The organism is Dendrosporobacter quercicolus (genome assembly GCF_900104455.1).
In the GTDB taxonomy this organism is placed as follows: domain Bacteria; phylum Bacillota; class Negativicutes; order DSM-1736; family Dendrosporobacteraceae; genus Dendrosporobacter; species Dendrosporobacter quercicolus.
Genome location: NZ_FNHB01000010.1, coordinates 1 through 12,823, shown reverse-complemented (window position 1 = coordinate 12,823; position 12,823 = coordinate 1). Strand labels below are relative to the sequence as shown.

The following is a 12,823-nucleotide window of genomic DNA, read 5'->3' as shown; positions in this document are numbered from 1 at the left end:
ACTTTGTTTCACTGAAAAAGTCTGTACCAGGCAGGAATTTTTTGTCTGGTTAGGGAAATGATAAATGATAATTAGAATTGGCATTTCTAGTACGCACGGTACTAGGTTGCTGAATAACTGTTAAGTTGTGTTTTTGAGGTGAGAATGTGGATTTTGGTTTAGGTAAAGTTTTGCCTGTACGCATTGAAGAAGAGATGAAAAATTCCTATATTGATTACGCGATGAGTGTTATTGTCATGCGGGCGCTGCCTGATGTCCGTGATGGTTTGAAGCCTGTTCACCGCCGCATTTTATATGCGATGCATGAAGCCGGCATGGCGCCCAACAAACCATATAAAAAGTCAGCGCGTATTGTCGGGGAAGTCTTGGGTAAGTATCACCCGCATGGTGATTCTTCGGTTTATGATGCTACTGTGAGGATGGCCCAGCCATTTTCAACCCGCTATTTATTAGTGGACGGGCATGGCAATTTCGGTTCGGTCGACGGGGATTCGGCGGCGGCAATGCGTTATACCGAAGTAAGAATGTCCCGGATTGCCGAATCAATGCTGGATGACATTGAAAAAGATACGGTCGATTTTGGCCCAAACTATGATGAGTCATTAAAGGAACCGCAGGTATTGCCGGCAAAAATTCCTAATTTGCTGGTGAATGGGTCATCCGGTATTGCCGTGGGAATGGCGACGAACATACCGCCGCATAATCTGGGAGAAGTAATTGACGGCTTGCTGCTGATGATTGAAAACCCGGCGGTTACCATTCAGGAACTGATGATGGTCATCAAGGGGCCGGATTTCCCGACGGGCGGCCTTATTTTAGGCCACGAAGGGATTAAGCTGGCTTATACCACCGGGCGCGGTGTTGTTAAAATGCGGGCTCAGGCCAGAATTGAACGGATGTCCAACGGTAAGCCCCGGATATTGGTTACGGAAATTCCTTATCAAGTGAATAAAGCCCGGCTAATTGAAAAAATCGCCGAGCTGGTCAGAGATAAGGTTGTTGACGGTATCACCGATTTGCGGGATGAAAGCGACCGCGCAGGCATGCGGATTGTTATTGAGCTCCGGCGCGATGTAAATCCTGATGTGATTTTGAACCAACTGTATAAGCATACCCAGCTGCAGGAAACCTTCGGCATTATCATGCTGGCTTTGGTTAAAGGCCGGCCGCAGGTGTTAAACCTTCAGGAAGTGCTCTATTATTATCTGGAGCATCAGAAAGATGTCATTGTGCGCCGGACCAAGTACGAGTTGGACAAGGCCCGGGCCAGGGCGCACATACTGGAAGGTTTAAAAATAGCGCTGGATCATATTGATGCTGTAATAACAACGATTCGTGAATCCAAAACTGTTGATATAGCGCGAGCGGCGTTAATCGACGGCTTTGATTTGTCGGAAAAACAGGCGCAGGCCATTCTTGATTTGCGGTTGCAACGCCTGACCGGCCTGGAACGCGAAAAAATTGAACAAGAGTACAAGGATGTGCTGGAAACCATTGAATGGCTGGAATCGGTATTGGCTGATGAGCATAAAGTTCTGGGGTTGATTCGCGACGAATTGCTGGATGTAAAAAAACGGTTTGCCGATGAGCGCCGTACGGTAATTACCAGTGATGTTTCCAAGCTTCAGATGGAAGACCTGATTGCCGAAGAGGATATTGTCATTACTCTGACTCACGGCAATTATATTAAACGTCTGCCGGTAGACACCTATCGCAACCAGAAACGGGGCGGGCGCGGCGTGACCGGCATGGGGACCAAAGAGGAAGATTTTGTGGAGCATTTATTTGTTACCACCACGCATCATAACATCTTGTTCTTTACTAACCGGGGACGGGTTTACCGTTTGAAGGGTTATGAAATTCCAGAAGCCAGCCGTACGGCCAAGGGCACGGCAACCATTAACCTGCTGCCGCTGGAGGACAAGGAACAGATTACGGCAGTCATTCCGATTAAAGAGTTTACGAATCGCAAGTTCTTATTCATGGCAACCCAGAAGGGCATTGTCAAGAAGACGGAGTTAATGGATTTTGATACGGCCCGTAAAACCGGCCTGATTGCCATTTCTCTGGATGAAGATGACGATTTAATTGATGTAAAGCTGACCAATGGTGATCAGCATGTCATTCTTGGCACCCGCGACGGTTTGGCAATTTCCTTCCCGGAAACCGATGTTCGCTCCATGGGACGTAATGCGCATGGTGTCAGGGGCATTCGCCTGCACGCCGGCGATCAGGTTGTCGGCATGGATACCGTCCGTAAGGAAGGTGAGGTGCTTACCGTTACGGCCGAGGGTTACGGCAAGAGGACGCCGGTGACGGAATATCGCAATCAATCCCGTGGCGGCAAAGGAGTCATCAATACTAAAGTAACTGATAAAACCGGTCAGGTCGTGGGCTTAAAAGTAGTCCGGCCCGGCCAGGAGTTAATGCTGATAACCAGCGAAGGGATTGTTATCCGTACTGATGTTGATGAGATTTCAGTCATTAGCCGTAATACGCAGGGCGTCAAGCTGATGAAAACCGGCAATAAGGATAAAGTTGTCGCTTTGGCGTCGGTGGAAAAAAAGGCTGACAGCGATTAAGGCAGCATAAAAAGGCTGTGAACGGGAGCAATCCTGTTCACAGCCTTTTTAATTGCGCCGGCCGGGAAGCGGTCAGTAATATTAAGCAATACTAAAACCTGAATTTGGCATGTAAATATAAGTAAAATAATATATCATTTAGTTATGGTTTTTGATATAATCATCCTTGACTAACCAGTCAGCTTGTGTAAGGTTAGAAAGGATGAACGATATTGCTTTTGGAAAATAAGAAAAGACTAGCGCTGATTATTGTCGTATTGTTTGTATTCACCGGCCTTGTCGGCTACCAAATTTATGGAAATATTGCCGATAACAGAGCCCGGGCTGCCAAAATGGCCCAAAGCAGTACGGTTGCAGTAGAGGTTGCTCAGGTTGGCCGGCGGGACATTGAGCCGAAGATGATTTTTTCAGCTAATCTTGAGCCGGTATGGAGTGCAGATATTTCGGCTAAAGTAGATGGCCGGATTAACGTTTTAAATATTAATGAAGGTGATCAGGTGAAGGCGGGTACGGTGATCGCTGTGCTTGACACCAATGACCTGCAGGCCCAGGTAATTCAGGTTCAGGGAAATTTAATGGCGGCCCAGTCCAGTCTGGAACAGGCCGAACTTGATTTTCAGCGTTATGCGGCCTTAGCCGGACAAGGTGCTGTTTCGACGCAGATGCTGGACAATGCCAGAACAAAACGCGATTCAAGCGCCGGCCAGGTGAAAGCCGCGCAGGGTTCGTTAAATTTAGTCCAGGAAAAGCTAAATAATGCCAATGTCGTTACACCACGCAGCGGTATTGTCACCAAACGGTTTATGCAGGCCGGGACTTTTGTGCGCTCAGGCTCTGCCATCGTAACGGTTGCCGATACTTCGGAATTGCTGGCGAAGGCGACTGTCAGCGAATCGCAGGTAGGCAGCCTGAAAATGGGAACCAATGTTCAGGTGAAGGTTGACGCGTTGCCGGACCAACAATTTTCCGGCGTTATTGCCAGAATTTCCCCGATGGCTGCATTGCCGGCCCGGACCTTTACTGCTGAAGTCAGCATTGATAATGCTGATGATTTATTAAAGCCGGGAATGTTTGCCAGGGTTGAGATGCCGTTGACGGTTCATACGGATGTTTTGGCTGTGCCTGAAAGCTCGCTGGTCATGCGGGAGGATCAAAAAACGCTGTTTGTCGTTGGCGCAGACAATATAGTTCAACAGCGGGTATTAACTGTCGGTTTCGTTGAAAACGGCTGGGCCGAAGTGCTGGCAGGCGTTCAGGAAGGTGAAAGCATTGTGGTCGCAGGACAAAATAAACTCCGGGACGGAGTTGAAATTGCCCCGGCCGGGGATGGTGGTCAATAATGGGGATGATTTCAACATTTATCAAGCGGCCGGTATTTACCGTTATGCTGGTCATGCTGCTGGTCGTATTCGGCATTGGGGCTTATCCGGGACTGGGTATTGATTTATATCCTGATGTCGATTTTCCGTTGGTAAGTATATCCGTGTCTTTTCCCGGAGCTTCACCTGAGGAAATGGAAAGCCTTGTCACCAAGCCGGTTGAAGATGCGGTAAGTTCCTTGTCAGGCATAAAAACGCTATCGTCGGTGACGCGGGAAGGTGTATCGCAGACCACGCTTGAATTCGAGTTTGGCACCGATCCAAAATTGGCTGCAAACGAGGTGCGCGAGAAAGTAGCCGGGGTCCGTAAACGTTTGCCGGACGGCATTGATGAGCCGGTAGTGCAACGGTTTGACGTATCGGCTCAGGCGATCTTGACTTTCAGTCTGGCTTCGGAAACCCGCAGCCCCGGTGAAGTCCGGAGGCTGGCGGACGATGTGGTAAAAGAGGAGCTGCAACGGCTAGACGGCGTGGCTGATGTTACTATTTACGGATCATCCGACCGGGAAATCGGTGTAGCAGTTGATGCCAACAAGCTGGCTGCCTATCAAATCTCAATGCCGCAGATTCTAGAGGCGGTTAATAACCAGAATTTAAACGCCCCTGGCGGCCGGGTAGAGCAAAACGGCACTCAGCTGACGGTTCGTACCATTGGTAAATATCGTAGTATTGAAGATATTCAAAATGTAATTGTAGCTAACCAGGAAGGCCGGCTGATCCGGTTAAGCGATGTTGCAGCTGTAACCGACGGCTGGGGCGAGGAGACCGTAATCGCAAGGACAAATGGAGCTTCAAGTGTCTTAATTGCAGTGCAAAAACAGTCGGGAACAAATACGGTAAATGTTGCGACCGGCGTGAAACAGGCTGTCCACAATTTACAGTCACAGCTGCCGCCTGATGTTCAGCTGACCATAACCAATGACAGCTCAGTTTATATCCAGGAAAGCGTTGAAGATGTTTTGGTTACCATCGTTTTCGGCGGATTTCTGGCGGTCATTATTACCTTTTTGTTTCTCCAGAATACCAGGGCAACAGTGATTGGCGCCCTGGCGATACCAACTTCCATTATTGCTACCTTTTTTCTCATGAAATCGATGAACTTTACCTTGAATACAATGTCGCTGATGGGGCTTAGCTTAGCAGTGGGCATTCTTATTGATGACGCAATTGTGGTTATCGAGAATATTTTCAGGCATATGGAAGAAGGGAAATCCCCGTTTGAGGCAGCGTTATCCGGAACCTCGGAAATTGCTCTGGCGGTTATGGCAACCACTTTTGCTATTCTGGCGGTGTTTATACCGGTAGGCAGTATGAGTGGTATTATCGGCCAGTTTTTCAAGGAATTTGGTTTGACGGTCGCTTTTGCGGTTGCTTTCTCGCTGTTTGTAGCGCTTACTTTAACGCCAATGCTGTCGGCTTACTGGCTTAAGCACAGTGCTGCCGGCAGTCAGCCGGCAGCAGGCTTCAGGCGCAGGGTTCAACAAGTGCTGGATAGATTCGAAGCAGGGTTTCTGGCTTTTCAGGAAACCTATCGCCGGATTTTGACATGGGCCTTAGAACGGCCTAAAAAGCTGGTAGCGGCAGCGCTGCTATCCTTGTTTGCCAATTTTATGCTCACTCCTTATTTAGGCACGGAGTTTCAGCCGACCTATGATTCGGGTCAGTTTAGTATAGCCTTAACAGCTCCGGCCGGAACTTCTCTGGATAAAATGCGGCAAATGATTGAACCAATTGAGGAAACGGTGCTGGCTATACCGGAGAAAGACGTGGCTTATGTGATTATTGGTTCCAATGGCTCTAACCAGGCAACCATCGGTGTAGAACTGGTATCAAGCAGTAACCGTGAACGTTCTATGGATGAAATTATGGACGAGCTGCGGGGAAAATTCAACAATGTTGGCGATTTAAAAGTAGTAGTGTCGACAAGCCAGGGGATTGGGCGCGGCAATTCAAGCCCGGTTCAGATTGCTTTTCGGGGGCCGGAATTGACTGAACTCAATCGATTGGCCGAGGAACTGGCCGGTCAGCTAAAACAAGTTCCCGGCACCACTGATGTCGATATCTCCAGTGAGCAGTCTGCACCTGAGGTGCAGGTAGTTTTAGATACGCTCAAAATGAGTGATGCCGGTCTGGATGCTGTAACGGTGTCTAATACCGTGCAAATGGCATTTTTGGGCGGTACTACCCGTAATCAGTACAATGCCGGCGACAAAGACTATGAAATCCGGGTACAACTGCAAAGCCAAAACCGGACCGACCGTGCTGATGTAGCCGATTTGCTGATTGCTGCCAAGAGCGGCGCGTTTGTAAGGCTTGGGGATATCGCAGCCGTCGAGTTATCGTCCGGTCCGACCCAGATCAACCGGGAAGCCCGCCAGCGCCAGGTGATTGTGTATTCTAACGTGGTTGGTGTGTCGGCTGGAGAAATCATGACCAAAGCTGAAGATATTGCCAAGACGATGAATCTTCCGTCAGGCTACAGCTACCGTTTTGTCGGACAGGCTCAAACCATGCAGGACTCGTTTATGGAAATAGCAAAATCACTTGCTTTGGCGATTGTGCTGATCTATATGGTGCTGGCTGCACAGTTTGAGAGCTTTATTCATCCGTTTACGATCATGCTGTCCCTGCCATTTTCACTGATCGGCGCTATTCTTGGACTATTGATTGCCGGCCAGACCATCAACATCATATCGCTGATTGGGATTATCATGTTGATGGGGCTGGTTACCAAGAATGCTATTTTGCTGGTGGACTACACCAATCAACTGCGCAAGCAGGGCTGGGAGCTGAAGGAAGCCTTAATAGAAGCGGGCAGTGTCCGGCTGCGGCCGATTATAATGACAACTGCGGCAATGATTTTTGGCATGCTCCCGATTGCTCTGGGCATTGGGGCCGGGGCTGAGCTTCGTCAGTCTATGGGCGTTGTGCTGGTCGGCGGTTTGATCACATCAACACTTCTGACACTGATTGTTGTGCCGCTGGTCTATCTGTTGATTGATCGTGCCCAGCAGCGCAGAATGAAAAACTCGGTATAAAAAAAAGGTCGCCTGTAAATGCTTTTGCGTTGCAGGCGACCTTTTCCGATTATTTAGCCATACATGGGAGCGTTTTACGAAATTCACTTATTATGTTAAAATATTAAATTATGGCCTAAGTTAAGAAAGAGAAGGCGATGGAATGACCAAAAAACAGAATAAAGCTTTAGCTTATATCAAAAAATACTTCATGCTCTTCATTGGTGCAATACTTTATGCCATTGGCCTGGAAATCTTCCTTGTTCCCAATAACATTATTGACGGGGGCGTTGTCGGTGTGGCAATTATGTTAAGCCATATAACGCAGCAGCCCCTGAGCATGTATATTGTGTTGATTAATCTGCCGTTTTTATATTTGGGCTATATGCAAATCGGCAAAACATTTACCATATCCACCCTGTTTGCCATACTCTCCCTGTCTTATTGGGTATCGTTCTTTTTTCCCATTCCGGAGCTTACGCAGGATTTATTTTTGGCAACCGTCTTTGGGGGAATTATTATTGGCGTAGGCGTAGGACTGATTATCCGCTACGGCGGTTCGCTGGACGGTACCGAAATTGTAGCGATCATCCTGGACAAAAGAACCGGGTTTTCTGTTGGCGAAATCATTATGTTTATTAATTTGTTTATTTTAGGTTCGGCAGGGCTGGTATTTGGCTGGGATAAGGCCATGTATTCGCTTGTCGCCTATTACATAGCCTTCAAGGTGATTGACGTTGTAATTGAAGGGCTGGATGAATCCAAAGGTGTGCTGATTGTCACTGACTATCCTGAAGAGATTGCCGATGCGCTAATGGCCAGACTGGGCCGGGGCGTAACTGTTTTACATGGCGAAGGCGGCTATACCGGGGAGCCAAAGAAAGTTTTGTATTCCGTAGTTACGCGTCTGGAAGTAGCTAAATTGAAAACCATTGTTCAGGAAAAAGATGAAAATGCCTTTGTGACGATAAATGAAGTACATGACGTTATGGGCGGCCGGGTTAAGAAAAAAGCAATCCACTAGTACCCCAAATGCTTTGGTGACGCACGGTACCAGTGCGGTACTAGGCTGGAGTTTGTTGTTGAACAGCGGAAGAAAAAGAGCGCAGATTGCAGTGAAACAATCTGTGCTCTTGTTCGTTAGACAATTTTTGTGGTCCAGTCTTCCACATTCCAAATAGCGGTTACCCAGCCTTCATAGAAGTCGGGTTCATGGGATACCAGCAAAATGGTGCCTTTAAATGCCATTAACGCATTTTTTAGTTCAGCTTTGGCTTCGACGTCCAGGTGGTTGGTAGGCTCATCCAGTACCAGCCAGTTTACCTCTCTGAGCATTAATTTGCAAAGCCGAACTTTCGCATTTTCGCCGCCGCTCAAAACCATCATTTTGCTGGTAATATGGTCATTTGTCAGGCCGCAGCGCGCCAGGGCGGCGCGTACTTCAAAGTTAGTCATGCCGGGATATTCATTCCAAACTTCCTCAAGTGCCGTGTTGTGGTTATCGCGGCCGGTTTCTTGCTCAAAGTAACCCGGGAATAGATAGTCTCCCAGTTCTACTTTGCCTGATAGCGGCGGAATAATGCCCATAATTGTTTTTAATAAAGTAGTTTTTCCTAACCCGTTTACTCCGCGAATGGCGACTTTTTGACCCCGCTCCAGCAGGAGTTCAACCGGTTTGGTCAGAGGTTCGTCATAGCCTAATACCAGGTTTTTGGCGGTTACAATATGACGGCTGGGCGTGCGGGCTTCATTAAATTTAAAGCTCGGTTTTGGCTTTTCCCGGGGTTTTTCCAGGATTTCCATTTTATCAAGCTGCTTTTGACGGCTGTTGGCCATACCTCTGGTAGCAACACGGGCTTTATTGCGCGCTACAAAATCTTCCAGACGGTCAATTTCCTGCTGCTGGCGCTCATAGGCCCGTTGTTCCTGGCTTTTTTTGATGGAGTGAAGTTGCTGAAACTGTTCGTAGTTTCCGGTATAGCGAGTGAGCATAGTGTTTTCAACATGATAAATAACATTTACCACTTCATTGAGGAAGGGAATATCATGGGAGACCAGGATGAAGCTATTTTCATAATTTTTCAGGTACGTTTTTAACCACTCAATATGCTCGACGTCCAAATAGTTGGTTGGCTCGTCTAAGATAAGAATGGTTGGATTCTGCAGCAGCAGTTTGGTTAATAAAACTTTCGTGCGTTGTCCACCGCTTAAATCGGCTACGTCCTTATCAAGTCCGATGGCGCCAAGGCCCAGGCCATTGGCTATTTCGCTTATTTTGGCATCAATGGTATAAAAGCCGTTGTGTTCAAGTAATTCCTGAATTTCACCGACATCTTCCATCATTTTATCCAATTCAGAGGGTGTGGCATCCCCCATTTTGTCATAAATCTCCAGCATTTCCGCTTCGAGCGCGAACATCCCGGTAAAGGCTTCCCGTAAAGCTTCACGGATCGTTTTTCCTTTAGACAATACCGAGTGCTGGTCAAGATAGCCAACGGTTGCCCTGTTGGACCATTCAATTTTGCCTTCATCAGGGGCCAACTGGCCGGTAATGATGTTCAGGAAGGTTGACTTACCTTCGCCATTAGCGCCGATTAAGCCAACGTGCTCTCCTTTTAATAGGCGGAACGACGCATTTTCCAGAATGCCCCGGGCGCCAAATCCGTGCGTTACGTTTTCTACGGTTAATACACTCATTTTTGTCACCTGCAGTATAAATAGTTTCTATTGTAGTCTAGCCGATAACCGCAGGTAAAGCAATATTCTGCGTGATTTTTCGGTTGAATATTGTTCGCTGTTTTTATACTGTGCCTTCCAGCGGCGGGAGCATTCACGAAATCGGCATTGGTTATGGTATGTACTGATTTTAATGTTTGTACTACCGGAGGGAACTAATGTATTTATAGAGATGGTGGCCGCAACAAAAAATAGCAAGAAAGTCTTGCGCAACTTAAAAAGGTGTGATAGTATAAGGTCAAATGATATAAGCTAATTACTGTGATGAGGAAAAGTAAGTATAGGGGTATTGTTACAGAGAGCCGGGGATGTTGAGAGCCTGGTACTAGAACTATACTGAAGTTCACCTCGGAGTTGCCCACTGAAGTCAATGATTGTAGGTGGAGCCGGAGCTTTCGCCGTTAAAGGAAAGGGAGTATCGGCTAGAAGCCCGTACTTTTGAAGCGATCTGCGTTAGGCAGATAATTAAGGTGGTACCGCGAGCTAACTCTCGTCCTTTGATGGATGAGGGTTTTTTATTTTTTCCGGCGGTAGTTAAGAAAATGGGTTGATGTCTGCCGCTATTTACACAGGTGATTGTGGCTACATTGGCCATAGGAGGGCGGAAAGATGGATTTAAGCAACAGTCAGCCGGATGTCGAACGAACTGTGGGCTATCTTGGGCCTTGCGGCACGCATAGCGAGGAAATTGCGCTGGATCTGTACAAAGAGGAAGCGAGGCGCTTTATCCCTTTTCAAAGTATTGACGGAGCAATAAGAGCGGTGGAAAACGGTATTGTTTCGGAATGCGTTGTACCAATTGAAAACTCGCTGGAGGGGCCGGTGAATATTACGCTTGATACGTTGGCTCATGATGTTAACCTTACAATAATAAAGGAAATTGTCTGGTCGGTGCGGCACCATCTTTTTATCAAACAAAATACAGCGCAAATTAAGGTGATTGTTTCGCATAACCAGGCGCTGGCGCAATGCCGCAATTATATTAACCGCTGTTATCCGGGAATTGAAATCAAAGCGGTGGAGAGTACGGCTGAGGCCGCCTGTATAGTAGCAAATGGGGCGCAAAATCATGCTGCAATTGGCAGCAGCCGGGCCGGCCAAATTTATGGCCTCGAGGCAGTAGCGACAGATATCCAGGATAGTGATAGAAATTGTACCCGGTTTGTCGTTTTGAGCAAACAGTCCCAGTTCATTTCGGGCGAGCGATGTAAGACCTCAATTATATGCCAGATGAAAGGGGAAAAACCGGGCAGCCTGTGTGAGCTGTTGCAAGAGTTTGCCGTCCGGAACGTCAATCTGACAAGAATTGAATCGAGGCCGGCCCGGACTGCACTGGGAGAGTATATTTTCTTTCTGGATCTTGAAGGCAGCATGGCTGAAGATAAGGTAAGTTCTGCTGTAACGGCAGTTCAATTAAAGAGTCAGCGTTTTAAAAATCTGGGGTCTTTTAATGTAGCTATTTTGAAAAATTCATAAACCAGGAGGGTAATCAGATGGTAATTGTAATGAATCCTAATGCGACAGGCGATCAAATTAAAAAAGTAATTGTACGGGTGCATAACGCCGGGCTTAGAACCCATGTTGTAGAAGGTGAGTCCCGGACGATCATCGGCATTATTGGTGACAAGAAGGCGATTATGGCATTGCCAATAGAAGCTTTGGAAGGCGTGGAAAAGGCTGTAACGATTTCTTCCAGCTATAAGCTTGTCAGTCGGGATTTCAAGCCTACCCCCAGTGTTGTTGATGTTGACGGCGTTAAAATTGGCAATGGCTCACTCATTGTAATGGGCGGTCCGTGCGCGGTTGAGAGCCGGGATCAATTAATGGAGGCGGCGCAGATTGTGAAAGCCGGTGGAGCCCAGTTTCTGCGCGGCGGAGCTTATAAACCGCGTACTTCACCCTATGCCTTCCAGGGGCTGGAAGAAGAAGGGTTGAGCTATCTGGCTGAGGCGCGTGCGGCAACCGGGCTTAAAATTGTTACCGAGGTAACTGAAGTTGCAGCGGTGGAGCTTGTGGCAAGTTACGCTGATATGCTGCAGATCGGGGCAAGGAATATGCAGAATTTCCATTTGCTGAAAGCTGTGGGGCGTACAGGCAAGCCGGTACTTTTAAAGCGCGGTCTTTCGGCAACCATTGACGAATGGCTGCATGCGGCGGAATACATTGTTAATGAAGGAAACTATAATGTAGTATTGTGTGAGCGGGGAATCCGGACCTATGAAGAATATACCCGTAATACACTGGATTTAAGTGCGGTGGGAGCGCTCAAGCATTTAAGCCACCTGCCGGTAATTGTTGATCCGAGCCATGGGACTGGTAAATGGCATTTGGTAAGACCCATGTCAATGGCGGCGGTCGCAGCCGGGGCAGACGGATTAATGATCGAGGTGCATCCAAATCCTGCGGAAGCCTTATCTGACGGGCCGCAATCGCTTAACCCCGGCAATTATATGGCATTAATGCACGATGTACAAAGATTGGCCGAGTTCTTGAAGAATGAAGTCAGATAAATATGCCGCCGCCTTTAACGCAGCTAAAGGCGGCGCATTTTCTCGAAAGCTTTCAATATAGACACTAAACTCTAGCAGTGTTAAGAGTTACAAGCACTTGCAGGGCTTTAAAGAAGTTCTGAAAAATAAGTGTTGACAACATAATATTATTATACTATACTATAAAAGTCGCCATTGAGTGGTGACACAAACTACCAAAAAAAATATGTTGACACAATGAATAGGTTGTGTTAATATAAATAAGCTGTCCGATGACGGCAAACGTGATGTAAATGAGCGATAGCGAGTAAACAGCACGAAAGTGTTCCCTGAAAACTAAACAATGTAAGATAAAAATGCCAGATGTGCACTGAACAGTTCTACAGGAACTGTCAGTACTAGCAGCATAAATGCTGCGTCGCGGTTGGAAAATCGCGAGTCAGTTTCTTAACTTTAAGAAATAAATAAAGAGCCATCAAGGTTCTTCATAATACTTTTATGGAGAGTTTGATCCTGGCTCAGGACGAACGCTGGCGGCGTGCCTAACACATGCAAGTCGAACGGTCTGGTGTTTAACACCAAGAGTTACGTGCAAAAAGAGAAAGCCGAGCAGAGCAAGC

At 47.3% G+C, this 12,823-nt stretch carries 7 protein-coding genes, 1 rRNA gene and 1 other annotated feature; of the genes, 7 read left to right on the top strand and 1 reads right to left on the bottom strand.

Annotated features, from left to right (window positions below):
* The first annotated feature begins 146 nt into the window (after window positions 1-146).
* The 4 genes from gyrA to BLR06_RS15395 all read left to right on the top strand — a co-directional run bounded on the left by gyrA (window position 147) and on the right by BLR06_RS15395 (window position 8,002).
* Complete coding sequence (gene gyrA / locus BLR06_RS15410) at window positions 147-2,582, top strand: DNA gyrase subunit A (protein WP_092074492.1); 2,436 nt, start codon at window positions 147-149, stop codon at window positions 2,580-2,582.
* Window positions 2,583-2,794: 212 nt separating this feature from the next.
* The gene (locus tag BLR06_RS15405; RefSeq protein WP_139164515.1) at window positions 2,795-3,922 is read left to right on the top strand and encodes an efflux RND transporter periplasmic adaptor subunit; all 1,128 of its coding nucleotides are present in this window, start codon (window positions 2,795-2,797) and stop codon (window positions 3,920-3,922) included.
* Window positions 3,922-6,999 (top strand): efflux RND transporter permease subunit, encoded by a 3,078-nt coding sequence (locus BLR06_RS15400; protein ID WP_245698178.1) that lies wholly within the window; start codon window positions 3,922-3,924, stop codon window positions 6,997-6,999. Before BLR06_RS15405 ends, BLR06_RS15400 begins: the two co-directional genes overlap by 1 nt.
* 142 nt (window positions 7,000-7,141) lie before the next feature.
* Entirely contained in the window at window positions 7,142-8,002 is an 861-nt protein-coding gene (locus BLR06_RS15395; RefSeq protein WP_092074491.1) for a YitT family protein, read from the top strand.
* A gap of 116 nt (window positions 8,003-8,118) precedes the next feature.
* On the opposite strand, the gene BLR06_RS15390 is transcribed toward BLR06_RS15395, so the two are convergent.
* Window positions 8,119-9,675 (bottom strand): ABC-F family ATP-binding cassette domain-containing protein, encoded by a 1,557-nt coding sequence (locus tag BLR06_RS15390; protein ID WP_092074490.1) that lies wholly within the window; start codon window positions 9,673-9,675, stop codon window positions 8,119-8,121.
* A gap of 291 nt (window positions 9,676-9,966) precedes the next feature.
* Window positions 9,967-10,215 (top strand) — a binding site (T-box leader).
* 108 nt (window positions 10,216-10,323) lie between these two features.
* On the opposite strand from BLR06_RS15390, the gene pheA reads away from it, so the two are divergent.
* From pheA to BLR06_RS19805, 3 genes are all read left to right on the top strand, one after another.
* Window positions 10,324-11,190 carry a prephenate dehydratase gene (gene pheA / locus BLR06_RS15385; RefSeq protein WP_092074489.1) on the top strand — a complete coding sequence of 289 codons (867 nt, stop codon included), beginning with the start codon at window positions 10,324-10,326 and terminating at the stop codon, window positions 11,188-11,190.
* Between the two features lie 17 nt (window positions 11,191-11,207).
* A complete protein-coding gene (gene aroF / locus BLR06_RS15380; RefSeq protein WP_092074488.1) occupies window positions 11,208-12,224 on the top strand; it encodes a 3-deoxy-7-phosphoheptulonate synthase in 1,017 nt (338 codons plus the stop codon).
* A 474-nt stretch (window positions 12,225-12,698) separates the two neighbouring features.
* A 16S ribosomal RNA gene (locus BLR06_RS19805) occupies window positions 12,699-12,823 on the top strand; the annotation flags it as partial.